At 45.6% G+C, this 19,711-nt stretch carries 17 protein-coding genes and 1 riboswitch; of the genes, 1 reads left to right on the top strand and 16 read right to left on the bottom strand.

From position 1 onward, the window contains the following. Window positions 1-57: 57 nt before the first annotated feature. From KO473_RS09760 to KO473_RS09750, 3 genes are all read right to left on the bottom strand, one after another. A complete protein-coding gene (locus KO473_RS09760; protein ID WP_004311277.1) occupies window positions 58-846 on the bottom strand; it encodes a ParA family protein in 789 nt (262 codons plus the stop codon). A 75-nt stretch (window positions 847-921) separates the two neighbouring features. Continuing rightward, a complete protein-coding gene (locus KO473_RS09755; protein ID WP_004315818.1) occupies window positions 922-1,326 on the bottom strand; it encodes a DUF3408 domain-containing protein in 405 nt (134 codons plus the stop codon). A 29-nt stretch (window positions 1,327-1,355) separates the two neighbouring features. After that, window positions 1,356-1,772 (bottom strand): DUF3408 domain-containing protein, encoded by a 417-nt coding sequence (locus KO473_RS09750; RefSeq protein WP_004327094.1) that lies wholly within the window; start codon window positions 1,770-1,772, stop codon window positions 1,356-1,358. 121 nt (window positions 1,773-1,893) lie between these two features. Here KO473_RS09750 and KO473_RS09745 point away from each other — a divergent pair, with 121 nt between their 5' ends. Continuing rightward, window positions 1,894-2,103: a hypothetical protein gene (locus tag KO473_RS09745; protein ID WP_005829337.1), complete on the top strand. Its 210-nt coding sequence runs from the start codon at window positions 1,894-1,896 to the stop codon at window positions 2,101-2,103. A gap of 583 nt (window positions 2,104-2,686) precedes the next feature. Here KO473_RS09745 and KO473_RS09740 read toward each other — a convergent pair. From KO473_RS09740 to KO473_RS23415, 13 genes are all read right to left on the bottom strand, one after another. Further along, on the bottom strand, window positions 2,687-3,253 hold the full coding sequence (locus KO473_RS09740; RefSeq protein ID WP_004289236.1) for a DUF2284 domain-containing protein: 567 nt from the start codon (window positions 3,251-3,253) through the stop codon (window positions 2,687-2,689). Then, a complete protein-coding gene (locus KO473_RS09735; RefSeq protein WP_004289235.1) occupies window positions 3,250-4,008 on the bottom strand; it encodes an ABC transporter ATP-binding protein in 759 nt (252 codons plus the stop codon). The genes KO473_RS09740 and KO473_RS09735 overlap by 4 nt, the downstream gene beginning before the upstream one ends. Beyond that, window positions 4,005-4,985 (bottom strand): iron ABC transporter permease, encoded by a 981-nt coding sequence (locus tag KO473_RS09730; protein WP_004311292.1) that lies wholly within the window; start codon window positions 4,983-4,985, stop codon window positions 4,005-4,007. Before KO473_RS09730 ends, KO473_RS09735 begins: the two co-directional genes overlap by 4 nt. Then, the gene (locus KO473_RS09725) at window positions 4,986-6,125 is read right to left on the bottom strand and encodes an ABC transporter substrate-binding protein (RefSeq protein WP_004289233.1); all 1,140 of its coding nucleotides are present in this window, start codon (window positions 6,123-6,125) and stop codon (window positions 4,986-4,988) included. It lies immediately after the preceding gene. 11 nt (window positions 6,126-6,136) lie between these two features. Further along, window positions 6,137-8,215, bottom strand: a complete 2,079-nt coding sequence (locus KO473_RS09720) for a TonB-dependent siderophore receptor (protein WP_004311295.1) — start codon at window positions 8,213-8,215, stop codon at window positions 6,137-6,139. 18 nt (window positions 8,216-8,233) lie between these two features. Next, window positions 8,234-9,334 carry a YncE family protein gene (locus tag KO473_RS09715; RefSeq protein WP_004293828.1) on the bottom strand — a complete coding sequence of 367 codons (1,101 nt, stop codon included), beginning with the start codon at window positions 9,332-9,334 and terminating at the stop codon, window positions 8,234-8,236. A 28-nt stretch (window positions 9,335-9,362) separates the two neighbouring features. After that, window positions 9,363-11,453: a lipoprotein gene (locus tag KO473_RS09710; RefSeq protein ID WP_004311297.1), complete on the bottom strand. Its 2,091-nt coding sequence runs from the start codon at window positions 11,451-11,453 to the stop codon at window positions 9,363-9,365. Between the two features lie 14 nt (window positions 11,454-11,467). Continuing rightward, the gene (locus tag KO473_RS09705; protein ID WP_004293827.1) at window positions 11,468-13,249 is read right to left on the bottom strand and encodes a PKD-like domain-containing protein; all 1,782 of its coding nucleotides are present in this window, start codon (window positions 13,247-13,249) and stop codon (window positions 11,468-11,470) included. A gap of 64 nt (window positions 13,250-13,313) precedes the next feature. Beyond that, a complete protein-coding gene (locus KO473_RS09700; protein WP_004289228.1) occupies window positions 13,314-14,231 on the bottom strand; it encodes a DUF4465 domain-containing protein in 918 nt (305 codons plus the stop codon). A gap of 154 nt (window positions 14,232-14,385) precedes the next feature. Next, a riboswitch (cobalamin riboswitch) is annotated at window positions 14,386-14,578 on the bottom strand. A 386-nt stretch (window positions 14,579-14,964) separates the two neighbouring features. Beyond that, window positions 14,965-15,294: a hypothetical protein gene (locus KO473_RS23420; RefSeq protein ID WP_004289226.1), complete on the bottom strand. Its 330-nt coding sequence runs from the start codon at window positions 15,292-15,294 to the stop codon at window positions 14,965-14,967. Between the two features lie 46 nt (window positions 15,295-15,340). Continuing rightward, window positions 15,341-16,234 carry a phage integrase SAM-like domain-containing protein gene (locus KO473_RS09695; RefSeq protein ID WP_004289225.1) on the bottom strand — a complete coding sequence of 298 codons (894 nt, stop codon included), beginning with the start codon at window positions 16,232-16,234 and terminating at the stop codon, window positions 15,341-15,343. Window positions 16,235-16,663: 429 nt separating this feature from the next. Next, window positions 16,664-17,746: a site-specific integrase gene (locus tag KO473_RS09690; RefSeq protein ID WP_250716551.1), complete on the bottom strand. Its 1,083-nt coding sequence runs from the start codon at window positions 17,744-17,746 to the stop codon at window positions 16,664-16,666. 379 nt (window positions 17,747-18,125) lie between these two features. Beyond that, on the bottom strand, window positions 18,126-18,620 hold the full coding sequence (locus tag KO473_RS23415; RefSeq protein ID WP_227559961.1) for an AraC family transcriptional regulator: 495 nt from the start codon (window positions 18,618-18,620) through the stop codon (window positions 18,126-18,128). Window positions 18,621-19,711 lie beyond the last annotated feature (1,091 nt).

Genomic DNA, 19,711 nt, shown 5'->3' with positions numbered 1-19,711 from the left:
TCTTACTTTATCTTAGGCTAAAAGCCCTTATTCAAGGTGTCTGTATCCTATCATCCGCTACCGCTCGGTATCGGATTCCTCCAGACCGATGGCATGGCATATCTCCTCCACCAGTTCAGGAAGGCCGGAGTCTTTCTCCTGACGGGGATCGGGTGGAAACAGCGTGGAACGAAAGACACCCTTACAGACAGGGTCCGCCTCCTTGTTGTAGCGGAGGGTGTTCGGAATGTGTGAGGACAGCAGCCGCAGCCCCATCCTGTGGATGACCCGGTTCCAGGCATCATACAAATTCTTCCGTCCCCTTCTATCCACCATGTTCCAGAACAGCCGGATTCCTTTCAAGTTGCAGTTCCCCTTGGCGATCAGCTCCTCTTCCAGCACCTTGGTAAACTGCAGGGAACTCTGCATGACGATATTGTCCGCCTTGAGCGGGACAAAGATATAGTCCATCGCGGCAACGGTATGAACCACCCCCTCGCTGCGGAGCGTTCCGGGAAGGTCGAAGAGCACGATATCGAAAGTCTCCCCTTTTTCGTCCATATAACGCCGCAGGTCTTCCACCCCCTTTTCCGGGTCGCTTTTGATGACCGGATAGGCAGGCTTACGGATTCTTTCGTACTGCCGGTACAGGTTCACCTTCAGGTCGTCATTTTTCATGACATTCTCCATGTCCCTCTCACGCATCAGGGCGATGCTGTGCTGCGGGGAGTCACAGTCCACAACCGCCACACGCACGTCTTTGCGGTAATGCAGGACACTGGCCAGCAGTACCGTAAAGACGGATTTTCCCACGCCACCCTTCTGGCTGGCGATGGCAACCAACAACTCTTTTTCTTTTTTCATCATACTTCTTTTTCATTAAAAGTTAAACACTATTGTTTCAGAAACAAAAATAATGCTCCCATCGGGGGAGATCCCCTGTCATGGGGGACGAGCCTTTATGACCGGGCCGGGCAGGGACTCCTCCAGAATCATGTCCGTCGTTTCCCTGTATTCTTCCAGATGCCGCGAGACAAGGTGGTTGATGAACCCCTCCAGAGTGACCTTTCCGTTTCTCGAGGCTCCCGCCAGGATGGACAGTTTCCGGTGCAGGGCGGCGGGAATATGCAGCGACCGACGCTGCACGCCCGCAATGCCATGCAGGTATTCCTCCCCGTAGACGGACGGTTGCATGGGGCCATTTTTCCTTGCGGGACGTATAATGTCGTTACCGGACGTTCCACGTCTCTTCCGGGGACAGGCAGGCGCTTCCCCCATGATCTCACGGATGCGGTCCGCGTCCATCCCGCCAAGACCAATCCGCTCTTTTACGTTCTTTCCTGTCATGATATGCCTTCTTGGACAATGACAACGTTTTATCGGCGAGGTGTTCCTCCCGGCTGTCCGTCCTCATCCCAGGGACGGTAGACCTCACCGAGCAGGGAGGCGATGTCCTCCCTGTGTTCCTCCATATGGAGTTCCAACAACCGGATGATAAAACCGGAGATGCTGCCGCAGCCGGCGGCCCTGACCAGCATGGCGATCCGGCGGTGCAGTCTCCCATCAATGTAGGCGGTCTTCCACTCAGCGGCTCTGGGAGCGGGAACCAGAAACCTCCTCTTGTATTCCTCCGGACCTGTCACTTTCCCTGCCCGGACCTGACTTCCATGACTTGGTATCTCCACCACTGGTTCCAGGGATGGGGAAACGGGAGCTGACAGAAGGTTCCCCGTGAGTCCGACCCTCTCGAGAACGATATCGGAAAGCCGGTTCTTTTCCTTTTCTGAATCCATATTTTAAAATCTTAAATTATTAAATTACACAACTGGTATTGTCTCGGAATACAAAATAAAGGAAGAAGAGAACAGGATGAAACCACCTGTCACTTATAGTCATCCAAAGTCAGTTATTGTCATGATACACATGACGGGGGGGACGGAGATGCCGTTCCGTTCGGACGGTTCTTCCTATGCGGAGGCGACATCAGAGGCCCGTAGTGGTGTGGAAAAGCGAGCGGGATTCCGTTTCCTTGTCCACCGTTCCTTTTTAATCCTTATGGGCAGGCGTGAGAGCGCGCATCCGTCCGGATACGGATTCTTAAATTATCGGTCTATGGGAGTGTAAAAGTATTAATCCGTTAATGGAGAATTATGAAGGAAGACCATAAGGTGTACACGGCTACATTCTCCATTTGCAGAAGTGTAGAAGTAGTAATCCATTAATGAAGATAATGCAGAAAAACCATAAACCATATACGGCTCACTGCCGCTCTCCATTTGTAGATGTGTAGAAGTAACAATCCATTAATGGACAATAGGGCATGTAAAGGGCAGATTTCCCGTATATTCGCCTCCTTATTCCCGAATTATGGACGTAAGTCATATGATTATGGAGAGATATCCACCCTTTTATGGGGAGAGCAGCCGGCAAACACCTGATGGAAATGCCTCGTAAATCACAGGAGAATAGCCATACAATGGGCTAATACACAATAATTATTGGATAAATGTGGTCCGCTCCTGCGGACAGCAAGTTGTGTTTTCGTTTAACGAAAACAGGACGGTTTAACGGAGAATACACCGATAAACCGTTACTTATTTCAAGCTCCAGCGTCGCTTTTTACATATCTAATTATAATTCATTTGAAATCACAAAACAGATTGAACCGAATGTGGTTAGTTTGTCTGTTTATTTCATGTCCGAATCATTAGTATGCTATGTTGCAAAGTTCGTATTCATTATGAAAAAATCCGCTTACGAGAACAAGATATTCAGGTAATTTGCCATCCTTTCCCCAAAGAAGTTCGATGTTAAAAAGTTCAGAAAGCGTTTTGGCTATGTCAAATCCGAAGGCTTCGAGTGACGGACGCACTTTTTCCGGGTGTCGGCATGGTGTGCCGCAGTTACGCGTACACTCGTTATCTGAGCAGTGAAGACATTTACCTATATAGGCAAATGAACGCCCTCCATATTTCCGTTCCATATCCAATAATTCGCTCTCGATTCGTATCCGTTCCGGTAAAATGAGTTTTTGTGTATATTCAATCGGAATATCTTTGTCTTCAGGGATTATCTTCGTTGCCATAAGATGTGCATACTTGTATTGTCGGAGAAACGATTCCGTATCAAAATCAAATGGAGGACACCCCCAACTTTTACCGTAATTGGTACATTGTTTGCAAAGTTCAAGAAAATGTGGTTCGTCACGGAATTCGGCGATGTATCCTTCAACAGTGATGTCTGAAGTAAAATTTTCTACAGTGTATATACTCATTGTTTCAAAATCATTGTACCGCATAAGGAGTCGAAACGGATGTTTTCATTTTGGAAAAGTCTGTCAATGTATCCGCTTTTCTGCATTTCAGACGCGGTCAAGCAACTTAAATTCGGGGTATCTAACAATGCTATCGAATCGCACATGGACAACGCGATGTCAAGTTCATGTGTCGAGAACATGATACATTTTTTCTCGTCGTGGACAAGCCTACGAAGCAACGCCACAAGTTCGTAGCGATTAGGCATGTCAAGAAAGGAAGTCGGTTCATCAAGGAGAATGATAGGAGTATCCTGTGCCAATGCACGAGCAATCATCACACGCTGGCATTCGCCATCCGACATTTTATCCATCGTGCGGTTTGCATAAGCCTCCATTCCCACCGAAATGAGCGATTGCATGACTATCTCCTTATCTGTTTCTTGCATCCTACCTATCCAGTTGGTATAAGGAGCACGGCCTATGGCTACGACATCCTTGCACCGCAGGTTGGCGATGCGCGTGCGCTCGGTCGTGACGACAGCCAGCGTTTTTGCCATATCTTCGGTTTTCATGCAGGCGATGTCGTGCCCGTCGAGAATGATTTTTCCGGAATAACACCGGTTCAGACCGGCTATGGCGCGGAGCAACGTCGATTTTCCTGTCCCGTTTCTTCCGATAAGGGCTGTCAGTTGACCTTTTTTTATCGTGGCATTTACCTCGTGGAGCAACGAGTTTTCTTTGTAACCTATGGAAAAATGCTGTAATTCTATCATGCGGTGATGGATTTGTTGCGTAAAACCACCCATACGACGATTGGGATTCCCAATAGAGCTGTAATGGCGTTGATCGGCAAGGTGAATATTTTAGAAATGATGTCGCAAAGAAGCAATATCGATGCTCCCGAAAGAATTGTTCCGGGCAGAAGGACATGATGATCGCTATTTTGGAAAAGCATTCTTGTGACATGAGGCATAGCGAGACCTATGAAACCTATCGGACCGCAAAAAGCGGTTATCGTTCCGGCGAGCAGCGTTGTCGAGAGAAACAACAGGCTGCGTGAACGCCGAATATTCAGTCCCATTGTTACGGCATATTCCTCTCCGAACAGCAGGAGGTTAAGCGGTTTGATGGTCAGTACAGCCAACAGCAGTCCGGCAAACACCGATGGAACAAGAATCAGAAGTTGTCCGGAGGTGACGTCACCCAAAGCCCCCATCGTCCAAATGACAAAGGCTTTCAGCGATTCCTCTTTGCTGAGGTACTGCAATATCTGCACGACAGCACCTACGCCCGATGAGAACATCATGCCCAGAATCAGGATTACCATGATGTCTTTTATTCGCTGTCCGACGGCAGTTATCACGAGCAACACGACAGCCGCACCCACCCACGCTGCTCCGGCAATGCCTATTGATGAACCGATCCCGGCAAGTACCACAAGTGCCACACCGAGACTTGCACCGGAACTGATGCCAAGGACATAGGGACCGGCAAGAGGATTACGGAAGAGGGTCTGCATCTGAAGACCGCTGACCGATAAGGCAGCCCCGGCCAACAGTGCCACTATAGCTTTTATGAGGCGTATGTTGAGTACGATTTTTTCCGTGGCACGGGAACAATTTCCCCCGGTCAGTGCTGCCCATACATCGCGGATCGGAATGTTGACAGCTCCCACGGCCAAGTCCAGTAAAAAAAGACCGACCGTGAGCGTAATCAATATGGAGAATAATATAGTCGAACGGGAACGCATCTATTTCAGTTGCTTGTAATACACACACTCTTCCTGCACCAGTTCAGGATGGAATATCTTCACGAGGTCGCGGAGCACGATGTCAGGATTCACGACGGCAGACTCGTAATAGTCGTTACCCCCGGCTGTGTTGGTACGGGCGTTGTTGTTATACACCTCTCCATTTTTGAAACATCGGGTATCGGTGAATTTCGGACATGATGCCTTCAAGTCGTCAAGGGAGTTCGCCATTCCCACGTTCAACCACATGTCCGCATCCGACGCGAGCAGATATGCTTCTTCTAAGTCAATGGGGATAGAAGCGTTTCCCGTGTTCTTCTGGTAGATATAGCGGCCTCCCGCATCAGTAATCAAGCGGGCTACATAACTTTGGGTTGAAGGCATGAACCACGAGTCGCCATAGGGAACATTAAGCATAACCGAAGGAGTGCCGAGGGTACTGTCGGCCACTTTCTTTTTCAAGGCGTTGTATCTGACCGGGATTGCGGCAAAGGCTTTTTCACCCTTCTCACGTTTTCCTGTGACTTCTGAAAGCACTACCATCCATTCGGCCTTGCCGAGAGGCGACTCTTCAAGATAATCGCCGACATACATGAACGGTATGTCGAGTTCTTCGAGTTTGCTTTCCATTGCGCTTGCGCCGTTCACCCCATAGAGCAGAACGAGGTCGGGATCGAGCGAGAGCAGCAACTCGTAGTTGATGTTCCCTTCATAGCCGACATCGCCAATACTGTCGCGGCGGGCTTGGATGTCTGGGTTGGAAATGTAGTCGATTCCCGAAACGCCGGTTATACACCGGACTTCACCGATTGCGTCAAGCATGGCGATATGAGTGGAAGACATCGCCACGATACGTTTGGCGTCTCCTTTGAGTACCTGTCCTGCAAACCCTTCGGGAACCTCTTCACCGTTGCGGACGATAAACAGCCATGTGGTTACACTGTCCGCTCCCTGCCAGGGATTCCTGACGGTTATCAGTACGCTTTCCTTCCCGCCCGCCCCTTTGATGTCGAAGCCGGAGGCATATTCGGGAGCATAAAGCAGCAGGTTGAAATCATTGATTTTTGAGCTTTTGTTGTGGCAGCCTGTAAATGCCAGAGAAAGCAACAAAATCAGGCTTAAATTCTTTAATGCGTTCATATTGATGCAGATTATCGTTTACTATTTTTGTTTTTTCCGAACTTGGGTGTTATGCCGATGAATATCTCGAAATTGATGCCCGGCATGGGACGGGACAATACGGAAAGGTATTCTTCATCGAACAGGTTGTTGATGCTGCCCTTTAGCGACAGATCGGCCCATCGGAAAGAGAGCTGTTTTTCCAGTGTCACGTTATTCATGAAGTAAGGGGGCAGATAGCCCGTCAGGGTATAGTCATTACTCGACATGGTATAACGCTGGCTGTAATAACACCATTTGTAAAGCAGGCTCCATGTCCGCCATGACAGACGTCCGGTCACCGTTGCGGAAAACTCCGGCACGTATGGCAACTGTTTGCCGACGGATTGGTCTGCCGGACTCATCGGTTCGCTCTCGTTGATCGAGGGAGTCCACGAGAAAGTTCCGTTCATATCCAGTTTCCAGTCCTTTCCGAGCATTATATCAAGGTGGGCGTTGGTCTCTGCCCCGTAAGCATGTACCTTTTTGAGGTTTCTGGGGGAGAAGAATCCCTTGGTTGTGGGTAGCCAGATGATCCAGTCGTCGATGTGCGAATCGAACCAGTTGATACCACCGCTCAAAGCATATACATTTTCTTTCCCCACCGAGAACGACAACCCCACGTCGTATGTGAAGCCGTGCTCGCTTTTCAGGTCGGGATTACCGCCCGGCAGAAAATAGAGGTCGTTCAGCGTGGGAAAACGGTAGTTCCGGGAGATGGATGCTTTCGCCACGATATTGCCTTTTTTCGACAGTACCCCGTCGATGAAGAAAGCCGGGATAACCGGGGCCCATTCCGTACCGAACATATCCTCGCGAAGGACAAGCGAGGCGGCAAAACGATCGACAGGCCGCCATTTCGCAGAAACGGAACCGGAAAACTCGACACGTCCCTTGTCATACCCGACAACAGCCTTGTTACCTTCCTGCGAGATGATATTTTTGTCCGCGCTTTCCACCAAATGCTGGTGTACGGAAACACCGGCCGTGAACAGCCATTTCTCTGAAGGAGCATAATCCCCGTCCGCACTTCCGTAGAACGTGTTAATCTTACTGCGTGAGCGGGTCATCGAAGCCATTTCGCCGTTTCCCTTGTCCCGCTTGTAATCATAGGCCATCCATGTGTGTATATAGCCGCCTTTTACACCGACCTTCCATTTCTCCCGCACGCGATCCCACGAGAGGACGCCGCGAAACGTCTGCTCCCTTTGGCGGTTCTCGAAGTCCATGTCGTTCCCGTAATCCGTGCTGAGCATCGCCAGTTCCCGGTTGGAATTGATATACCAGGCGTTTAGCCCGAACTTGTCGCCTTCGCCCGTGTTATAATAAATTTCCTGCAAGACGTGCAGATCCTTATAAGCCCCGCTGCGGTTGCGTTCCGTCGGGTAATAGGAACCGATGATGTTCTTGTCCTCGTCATAGATGTTTTCCTTCTTGTCCCGGTTTCGGTATTTGTAGTCGTTGGGGGAAGAGGAATACACCACACGGGTGGAGGACTGCCAGTGTTTGTCACCGTAGGTCAGGCGGAGAAACTCGTCGAACGTGCTGAACGACCCCACTCCCTGCACGTACTGCAACCCGAACCCTTCATGGTTGGCCGGAGAAGTGGAGAGCCTGACCAGACCACCCAAGCCGCCGCCCGTTTCGTTTACCGATGACGTTCCGTGCAGCAGCGAGGCATCATCGATAAAGTAAGAAGGGATGGTGGAAAAATCCGTCATGCCCAGCATCGGGTTGTTAATGCGCATACCATTCCACGTCACTTGGGTATGCGAGGGAGAGGTACCCCGGAAAGCCACGGTGGATAACGTGGCGCGTCCGTAGTTCTTGACAAAAACGGATGAGTTGAATGTCAGCACATCGGCCATAGACAAGGCGATGTTCTCTTTCATGGCGATGGAATCGAAACGGGTTCGTTGCACGCCTATATCCTTCATAGGTCGTTTGCCCACCACCGTAACCTCCGGAATACGTAGTACCCTTTTGGTAATGCTGACGGAATTTTTCTGCTGGGCGGCAAGCAGAAAGGGCAGGCTTACCCCCACGAACAATAGAATAAGATGTCTTTTCATTTTTGTCCTCCTTCCTCGTTATTTCCAGCAGAAAGCTCCCGGAATGATTCCCACGTAAAATTCATCGATCAGCTTGCCTTGCGGCGAATAGCGATACACGATACCTTGTTGCTGGTAATCAATAGCGTCGGCCACATATACCTCCCCGTTGTTGGGATTGACCGTAAGGCCGTAGTATTTGGTGTCCCGAAACTCCAGAAAAGGCCGGACGGGAACACGGTCGGCTTCCACCGGCATTCGCCAAATATCGTTGTTGATCCAGTAAAGTGTATCCCGTGTACCGTTGAGCTGGACTTCCGAAGGCCAGTCGCCCAGCTTAAACTTGAACTGTTTCTCTACGGTGAAAGTCTCGGCGTCTATACGATAGAGAGACGGTGCCTCGTAACCGTATGGGCTGCCCTCGTAACCGCCATCCGTGATGGTCCACATCTTGTTGTATTTGTCCATGACCAGCGAAGTAGGTTGTATGCCGATGGTCAGTTCGTCCACGACCTTGTCCGTCTCCGTGTCGATTTTCAGGATGCGGTTCTGGTACGACCAGCAGTTCACATAGACGTACTTGCCGTATTGTACCATTTGTTCGGTGGAACCCGATTCCATGTCCATGTCTGGACATTCGATATAGCCGGTAATCTCGTATGTCTTGGGGTTGATGATGAAGATACGGTAGTCCCATATCTGCGTCACATAGGCTTTCTCATCCGACAGAAAATGGATATACCGGGGTGAGGTGAAACCTGTGATACGGCCCACTTCCTTGAAAGTATTGATGTCGATGGCGAAAATCACATGCGAGTTGTTCACCACGATCCAGCCTATACCGTCCCGGATAACCATAGACTGGGCCACATCGCCCAACTTGAACCCGTTGGCACGGTAAAACACTTCATTCTCCACTTCGCACGTGGCGGGATCGTAGTAGGAAAGCGTGGCATTGCTGTACTGGAAATTCCCCTCGTTGGTAATGAAAAGACCAGAGGCCGATACAGAGAAATCTTCCATCTCTCCGTAATCCCATTTCATGCAACTGCCGAAAACTGGCAGGCAGAAAAGAAAAAGGCAAATCCGTTGTATTGTTCTGCTCATTGTCATTCGGATAAAAAAGAGTACCCGAATCATTACGGGTACTCTGGTTAAGGTATAAGGTTTAATCCTGCTGCGTATATTGTTTGTCCTTCATATTTTGGAAGGTTGGGTTATACCCACATTTCGTCACGCTCCAACTTTCCCCCGTAATCATTCCGTTTTCTATAAACTTGCCGAAGAAAGTGTAGTCGGTAAATTTCGTCAAACCGTCAAAAACAACCCCATGCAAGGTCTCCAACTTCTCCATGGAAAGTGTTTCCTGAGAAAGAGAAGTCGCACTTTTTATCTGTAGCGTACCATCTATAGTCTGTAATTTATCACAAGTAATGCCTGTTGCTTTATTAACGAACAACCCTTCACCTCCTACGTGAAGCAATTCCGGAATATCCAGCGATTTACTTTGTAAAGATATTGCTAACGAACCCTCTCCCTCTTTATAATATACAGGAGAAGCTGAACAACAAACTTTGGATAGTAAGGGCAAGTTACAACTGGTAAAATTTCCAGATAAATAGAACTGTCCTCCCACTTCTTTCAAGACTGGCATTGTGATTGAAGCAAACATGGGTATTTGGATATATCCATATCCATCTATGATTTCCAAGTCGGGAAATTTGGCATTGCTTCGCATTTGGCCTGTCACATTTAGATTTCCATATACATGTTGAATTGTCGATATGGTATAATCGGTATTGTTGGTGGTTGGCTTACAAGTGAAGTCTTTGATATTCTTGAACGTGATTTCAGGGAACTTATTATTCGTGAGACTGGTGATGACAAAATTTACATTTGACAAATCTTCGGCTGTTTCAATTTTGGAGAGCTGCACCTTGTTTATAATTTCAATCTGGGGCGCTGTTTCTCCGAAGGTTTCAAATCGGGCGTTCGGCAACAGCAGTGTTCCGCTCACATCTTCAAGATAATCCAGCGTGATGCTTCCAAGTGTGGTGATCTTGCTCCAGTCGGGAAGTTGTTTGAGTGCCGTGAAATTCTTTATCTTTATCTGTCCCTTTATCGTTGTCAGTTTGTCCATTCCACCGAAAGCCTGAAGCACGTCATTTCGTTGGGGAACAAAACTACCGGTAGGAGGAGCTTCCATATTGGCTTCCATAATAATACTTCCGTTTACTGTTTCGATTTCCGGAAGGTTGATGGTTTCCAACATCACGGGGACGGTATGGAAATCAAGGCCACCGGTCTCTTTCAGCTTAAGGAAGCTCATGGAAGTCAGCTTGGCAAGATTGTTTACGGACAAGACCCCTCCGACACTTGTCAGTTCCGGTATTTCCAAAGACGCAATCGAACCGGCTGCTGTGTTCTCTTCATTGAGTCCTTGAAGATTCAGATCCTGACCTACAGTAGTCAGAACCGGAAACTCAAAACTCTGTAACGACGACGCATTGAACATCACGCTTCCTTCAATAGTTGCCAGTTTCTCGAATAGGACATACGTCACTTGGTCGTTATATACCGATATGTCTCCGGAGAGCGTTTCCAATGCTTTCATGGAAATCATGTGAAGTTCCGTAGCTTTCGAGGCGACATCGGTCGAACCTACCTGTAAACCTCCGGCAGAAACGATATTATCCAACCCTGTCAAGTCTGCACCGTTGTAACTGTTACGAATGACAATGTTGCCAGTAACCTCTTTCAAAGATGCCAATGCAGATATGTCAGTGATTTTTTCTGCCTCTTCCGCATCAGAGCCGATAATCAGGTTCCCTTTGACAACGGTTGTTTTGGTTGCGGCAAAAGAAGCTACCTCCTCGGTGGTCTTCAACTCCACATCTCCGTCAGATTCTATCTCGCTTTTCACGACCTTATAGGTATATTCGCGGGCATCTCCGTTATAGGATGTCACCCGGAAGGTTCGTTCGTTATCCCAGTCCGTTACCGTTTCAGGATCAGGTATGATTGTTGCAGAAGTTGTGTACTTGAATTCCACTTCGGCGTTGTTCAGCGATACCGTATAGGGAACGGTTATTGTTACTGTATTGTCCGTAATGTCGGCCGTGTACGATTTCCCGTCCACGGTCATCACGACCGATGTGATGAAATTTTCATCTGCATCTTCAGGTATAATTTCATCGTTTTTGTCACACGCTCCCAAAAAGAACAAGGATAGGAGCATGGGAAGAAAATAAATTTTCATACTTGTAATTTTTATTATTTGGTTAGATCCTCAAAAGAAAATACCTCCGTAGAAACTTCGCCCAGCCAGCCGCTTTTGGCCAGAACACCGCATTGTATTTTGATAAAGTCAATATATTGCAGATTGGCTTCCGTTCCATCGGCATGGATGGCATTGGAAATTTTGAAACCGTTCCTTTGTCCGCTTCCATCCACCGTACTGCCGCCTTCTATCTGGTCGTTTCCGAAATTATCCACGTACCCCCAGTCATAACTCTGATTATCCCAATAACCGGTTTGAGAATCTTGGGTGTTGCGGGCGGCCAGACAAGTGCCTGTCAGGGTATAACTGTTTTCCGAAATCCAAGCCGGATAATAATAGTCTTGTGTATGATAAGCGGACAGATAGTCTACCCAGCCGTTTCTACCGTCGGAACTGATCCATTGGACATCCATTTTTTTGCCTTCCGGACGGTAATAGGTCACTTCAAAATTCTGTATTGTTTCTTCCTTGCCTGCTTCAGATCCTTTCAGTTCGTACCACTCGTCATCCGGCAATCCGTTTCCGTTTATATCTTGCATGACCCATACGATACCCGGTTCGGAACTGCCGTCAAAGGCGTTCCCCTGAACACAGAAATCATATTGGTTACCCGAATTGGGAATACTGTGGTCGAAGCCGACGATGATATAACCCCCGAAAGAACCTAAAGAGACGTGCAGTTTGTCTTTCAAACGCTGTGTTGCCCATGCGACAGCCGCTTCAGGGGATGTTTCGTTGCCGGTCATACCGCCTATCGTGCTCGTCTCGTTGATAAATTGGCCGGGAGCTGGGGTATATTCATAGACTTTATTCCAGAGCTTGGAACTTCCCGAAGCCCGGAAGCCGTCTTGTTCCTTTTTGTCCACACAAACGACTTTTACGGTGGCAGTGACAGCCGTTTTCCCTTTGTCGATATTCCTGCTTATTTTTTCCGTCGGTGTGTCTTCCGACACAGTACAGGAGACGGTGTATTCTCCGGGTGCGGACGGCGTGAACTTGAACATGCGTTCCACTTCTCCTTCCATGACCTGACCGTCCACACTCCACTCAAAACGGGGATTGTCGAAATACTCCAACAACGGACGCAGGAAAACAGGACGGTCGGCAAAAGTGTACCTGTCCGTGGATGTTTGCAGGTAAGACGGGGTCGGGAATTTGACAACGTAGGGCATCGTTTCCACGACCTCTACGCTTACGTCTTTCGTTGTTGTCCCATCTATATTGGAAGCGTTGATTGTCACCGTATAAACACCGAGTTCTTTTTCATTGAAAGTATAAGTATTCTCGGTGGAAACGATTTTTCCTTCCCGTACCCATTCGATTTTGAACCCTTCGACATCCGAATGCTGAATATCGGGAGTAAATGTGTAATCGGTATTCCGGACGACTTTTAGCCCCTGCGAAGGTAGTGCCAGTGAGATGACCGGAGGGGTGAGTTCTTTCACTTCTACTTTCAGTTCCTCTTCGGCATAGCCTTCCGCATTGTCTACTCTTAGTTTGACATAAAAATCCCCGCATTCATTCCATGTACGTTGAAGAGACGGACCCGAAGAAACCAGCGTACCGTCTATCGTCCAAGCAAAAAGAGCATCTTCAACATTCTGGTATGTCGGGGCGATAGTCAATTCGTGATCGACCTTGACCGTGTAAATACCGGTCTCGCTGTCAAGTTCTATTATAGGTTGTCCTCCTACTTCTTCGGTAATGACTTCATCCTTGTTGCAGGAGGTGAACAGCATACAGGCAGAAATAATAAAATAGTGAAAACGATGCATGATGTGTGGATTTTAGAAAAATAACAGGGATACCCCCGACAGAAGGGATATCCTTGTATTCTTTTTATTGTATGGTGATATCATCAATACAGATATAAGCCGGAGTATTCAAACCGTATGCTCCCGAATCCGAACCCTCGAAGTTGAATTTCACACTTTGCACCCCTTCGGCATTGATTTCCCAATAATCCCATGTCGTGATAGGATCAACCTGTTGTTGGCCGTTACGATAATCGGCTAAAAGACGTTTGTAAGTGCGGATCAGACCGCCATTCGCATCATAACATTCCAGATTCACTTGGAAATACCCTTTCATCTCTTTCAGAGGAGTCGCTACCCCCGTAGAACCGAACTGATTACCATAAGTAATGACACCATAAGTGTATGAGGTGTTGCAGATCCACAGGCCGACCAATTTCCGGGGAACATTGAAATAAAATTCTGGTTTAGCCATCCATGCCTGATTGTAAGCATCCACATATCCGTAAACGACACCGAAATTGGAACCGCTGTGCCCGGCTTCCTTATTCTGTCCTTCCGCTTCCACCGCAGTGTTATAGACAGAACATTGGTTTAGATAAGAATACCACCAGTCTCCGGTATTTCCCGACTGATTGGAGCGGATGTTCCAGTTGGAAAGTGCGATGCCGCCGCTGGAATACTCTGTGCTTCCACCTACAGTATTAAACATTGAAAGGAAGAGATATTCTTCCGGAGTATTGTCGTAAATGGTGGTTACTTGAGGATACCCTTGGTACGAATAAAGATTTTCTCCGGCCGAGGTAGGTCCTGCTAACATGCCGGGATCGAAATCATCGAAAGTGATAGTTAAAGTACCGTCCGAATTTGTCACAGCACGGGTTTGCGAAGTTCCGGAATCAACCGGGTCCATCAAAAAGTCATCGTCCGAGCTACAGCCAGAGAACAAGGCGGTTGCGGTAAATAGACAGGCACCTGCCAGAAAGCGTAATTTTCTTTTCATAGGTCACTCATTTTAATGTAAAACATATTATTAACAAACACAAAAAATTCCCGTTCGTGCGGACTTACACGAACGGGAATATGTCTGTCTTCAAATATTGAATGGCCGATGAGCTATTCCTTATTTGATTACGACCCGTATATCCCGCAGGTGTAAATCTCATTCCGGTCATGGCAGGTCTTCTGACTCGTCCCGGTCATCGTGCCTTCCCGGTATTACACCAGTGGCAAAAGTTCGATGTCCGTTTTTGTGGACTCACAGCAGCGGGTACTGTCCCGGATTTTCACCGGGTTCCCTTTTCATTCGGAAGGCGTAAACCTCCCGAAACCATTTCCCGACTGCAAAATTATCTATATTACATATCAATTCCAAATAATTCATAATATTTATAATAAAACACACAAAGCATGACAACCGTACTGTTTTAATTAGAGCATTCAAGTTTACGACAAACGAAGACGGTAATTATCATACACAATATCCATAAACCAACAAAACAGCTTGCCATTTTCCATAACAATGCGTTCTGGAATAGATAACTGTTAGCTGCAATTATGCAAGCAAAAAAAGCAGACAGAATAATGACTATTAATATCATGCACCAGAAATTAATCCTATAAATTTATGGAAAACAAGTAAGGGAATGGAAGTTCCGTTGCCGCATGGATGCAGGTGAAGGACCTTCTCTTTTAACGTTGGATACGCCAATGCACGCCAACGGAAGACTCTGATATTATCTGTTTGGAAAGGATATAGGATGTGCGTTACTTTGTCGCATATTCAGAATCTTAAAAAGAATTTTAGTATGGAACTGACAATTATTGAAACAAGCGCGTATTAGGAGTTGAGAAAGCTGGTCAGCACGCTGGTCGTACAGATGGGCGACTTCCAGAAAAAGATTGCCCCGCCTGCGCCGGACAAGTGAATGGATGCGCAGGACGTATGTGATGGACTTATGCCCAAACACTTTCTGAAGAGTTTCCAGCAGCATCCCCTTGAGTATGGCCAGAACGGCAAATGCGTGGCGTCCGATGTGCGGGGTGACCTCGCCCCGGAGTTGCATTTCCTGCCTATGATTCCAAGACTGAGCCGCATGGCATTGTATTCACCTACCGGAAAGACACATTCGGGGAGTCTTTCTTTTCATCCGTACCCCTATATTTTTCAATCAGTTCGATAGCAATGGGCAATAATTTTACGACATACGCCACTCCCGTTTTTATACGGTTGCCCATCAGCCATGTACCGCCGTCGGAGTCGGTATGGATATTATCGTATGTTATGGCTTTCAAGTCCACATAGGAAAGACCGGTGAAGCACATGAACAGGAACATGTCGCGCATGGCACGCTGGCGTTTGTATCTCGGTTCTATATGGATTATCCTTTGCAGTTCCTCTTCGGAAAGGAAAGAACGCCTCTTGTATTCGGGCATACACTCGAATGATGCGAACGGATGAACCCGTATCCAGCCTTTTTCCTGCGCGATATACATCAGCCACTTCAAGGTATTGACACGCCCGAAGACAGTGGAGTTTGCCAAAGCGCATGTACCGAGCATCCAGTTGTAGTAATCCTCGATGAATGATTTCTCAAGTTCTTCGATGACAATATCCTCTGCATTCTTCTTGCTTTTCATGAAAAGCAGGAGACTCTTGTAATCGGCAACCAGACCGCAGTAGGTGCTTTCGGCTTTCTCTATGCCGATTTTCTTTTTATACGGTTCCAGCTGTTCCCTGAAAAGGTTCATAAGGGTGTGGCATTCCTCTGAGAAGCCGACATAGCGGTTATAGACTTTCTTGGCTGTAACAAAACTGTCGTGGTCGCAGATGTACTGGTAGTGCCTGGTGATTTGCGCCTTGATATTGTCAAGCTCCTGATTGAGTGTACGGGCCTCCTCGGACTTGCCTTTGGCCCGGTTGGTTTTGACGTCCCACAAAGCGAGGGACACTTCTTTCTTACAACTGAAACCGGCTTGGGTTCCATTGATGGTGATACGGCCCATAATCGGTGTCTTTCCGTTTTTTACAGACTGTTTATTCTCAAAACACTTAGCTATACATGGTCTGCGATAAGCTAAGAGAGATTCCCCTTACACAAAAGCATGGCATCTCCTTGTCGTATCTCGCCTTTATACTTTTATGTATAGTAGTCTACCGGATCGAATGAACAAGACCTATCCCATACATAAACCAATTTAGACTGCTATGTTATTTTTGAGGAAGAAGATGGAATGAGACCAGATACCCTCTTTAAGGCTGACTGTAAGTCGATTAAATGTAGAAAAAGATTGCTTTTGTCACAAGTAAAGTGTATATTTGCATTGAAAGAATCGTTCTTTGACAGAGGCAAAAGAAAACAGAATATTGTAATTCGCTCGTTTCTAAATCGTTACCTGATATTAATTAAACAGAAATAACAGTTTAATTTTCAATTAGATAGAGATTGTATGATGTTTCGCGAGGTATGTTGTCAGTGACGGAGCAATCCCCAATTTTTCGGATATGGTTTTCAGGTGTCTGTTTGTCCGCCCCAAAGCTACGCGGTATTGTTCATATTCGTTTTTATCCGTTTGAGGGTTAATCACAGGTTGGATTATAGGGAATATATAGCCATCCACATTCTCTTTATTAATCCCGTATTCATCCAGAATGGCTTGAATCTGGGGAGTAATTGTTATCTGAATAGTCTGTTTTGATTTATGCCTCCTATAGCTTATTGAATTTCCACAAATATTTTTCCATCTTAAAAAAATAATATCTACAAAAGCCATTCCTTGGGCATAGAAGCCAAATAAAAAGAAAGCCCGGGATTGCATCAGTTCCGGATTGGCTCCAAGATCGGATTGCGTTAACCGTAACATCTGCTCTTTATCCAAGGCCCGTTTTACGGTTTTGCACGGTTTGGTGCAAATGTCTTTGAACGGATAAGTGCATTTAGGCACGAAGCCGTCTTTTACAGCCAGGTTATATAGGGTCCGGAAGTTACGCATATAATATGCCTCTGTATTCTCACTGACTCCATTGCAAGACAAAAAGTCTTTGTAACAGGTTACGAATCGTTGGTTGATCTGGGACATTTTCACCTGCTTTGAGCCGACAAATTTTGCCAGGGAGGAACGTGTGCTACGATAGGCTGCCGCAATACCATCTTTTTTCATTGACTTTTTCCAGGCTATCTGTGAGTCAATAAAATCTAATAAGATGTATTTCCCCGCAGATTTGTGAGCAACAGCGGAAGCTATGTCCTTCACGGTATATTCATCTCCAGTCGCTTCAAGCCGCTTTATCTGCAGATAGAACGATCTGGTCATCTTATGTAGTTCCCGGCTGATCTTGCAATCGGCGTAATTGTTGGAACTGACCTTTTCTAAAACTGGTATAAATTCATTTTCCTTCATACGGTATTTAGTATATACAATCTCTTTTTTTCTCTGGTGAAGAAGTTGGAATACCACAGGGTAACTTCCGTCTTTCAATGCTCTCGATTTGTTTAGCTTTAATTTTACTGTTGCCATAAATTTTAATTTGAGTATAACATAATTAATTTTTCGGCAACAAAGAAAGGTGATTTCGACAAATACGCACAGTACAAGCATCGTCCTTTTTTTATGCTTTAACACCGAGAAAAAAAATATGTCACAAATGTTCTGAACAAGCGCTTTCGGAAACTCTGTTAGGACAGGCGCTGTTCAAAAGGTAATGGCCTGAAATTGGATCCTATCACACCGGTTTTTGCTCATGGATCGAGCAAAACCATCATTGCAGAGTTGCTAATTTGCAACAATCTTCCCAATCGTTTAAGATCACTTCTTAAATTGTTGCAAATATAACCCTATAGATCCACATATAGACTACCAATCAGCGCAGAAATACTGCGAATCAACAACGGGTAATCTATTTAGATATAAGATTGTCTTTATGTCCGTTTCTTACCTGCATCGGAGTCCCCCCTAAATGCTTCTTGCAATAGAAATTAAAGTGTGAGGAGGTGTTAAATTTAAATTCGTACATGATTTGCTTTAATGGAATATCGGGATCCTTTAGTTTCTGAAGGATTTGCTTGACTTTACGTTCTTGCATCCATTTATAAGGGGTTTCATCAAAGTTCTCTTTAAAAAGCTTCTCAAATTGTCTCATACTGTATCCCAACAAGTGAGCTAATTCTTTTGAGGTTTTCACTTTTGAGTAATTACCTAAAATTATTTCGACAAAAAGCGGACTGTTACCCAATGACATATAAAATATCTGTGCTATTTCTTCCTGAGTATAAAAATGCTTGAACAACAGTTGCATTTCTTTGTATTTTAGAAGGTATAGATGGTGACAGTTTATTCCAATATCTACATAGTTTTTAATTTGATAAACCAGACTTTTCATTTCCTCTTTCATAGGAATACCCCGGCATAGGAATTTCACTGTACTTTTCCTCTTGAAAAGTATTTTATTTTTCACATTCGAACATGGAAAAACCGATGCATTGTACCCTGTAAGCATCAGGGTTGTTTTAGTAATTGCTTTCCATTTAAATTTATTATTCTTGGGTAAGAAGAACATTTCATTTTCAGATATAGGACGGTTGATATAGTGATTAAAATCAATGATAATACCTCCCGTAAATAAGAAAACAAAATAATTACTTGTTTTACTGCATAGTTCCAGAGATTCCCCGGCTTTCATTTCGATGTACTGAGGTATAACCTTATAATCCGGAGAATAATAAGGGCATATTAGTTGGTTGGGGCTTAAGTTTTGCATTTATTATATATATATGGGTATATCGCAAGTACATTTACAGTCAGCATACATCTTTTTTCAATAAGGTGCACTCGATATGCTTTTAAAGACAAGCAGCCAATTATCAGAGCTACTGTTTTGTTTGTTTTTCAAGTACTACACATAGCTCCATTATGAAAGGGTCCATCTGATTTATGAACGCAAATATAGATAATAATATTTAATATAAAGAGCTTATAATGACGTTTTTTTCAGAAGCAGTTTCCTTTGACACACACATGATACATTCATTATTAGAATCATAAATTCTCTCTACATTATCTAAATCATGTATTGTTTAGTTTAGAGGTTCTTCTTCAAATTTGGTGGTAAATTCTTTATTTCTTTATTTTCAAGTTGATAATTGTCCTTTTTGCTTGCTTAAAAAAAATAGACACCGGCTGAATAAGATAACTCAAGTTTCAGAAGTGAATTTGTGCCGTCTGAACCGATATCTTCATCCTTATACCTTTCTTCAATTAACATTGTTAACGCCTTTTGCAGGTTGTCAGGTTCTTATGTGCAAATAATAAGTCTTTTGCATTTAAAGAACTTGTTATTCACATCCAAAGAACAAGCTTTAACTCTGTGTTAAAACAAAGCTTTTGAGGATAGAAATCTTACTTTTTAAAGATATTGATTTTCAGATGGTTTATTCTAAAATTCGCTTCTTCACCTCATGGATGGACTCTTCGGGGGAAAGCCGG

Source organism: Bacteroides sp. HF-4919, from assembly GCF_018860125.1.
This window is presented reverse-complemented; position numbering and strand designations above follow the sequence as displayed.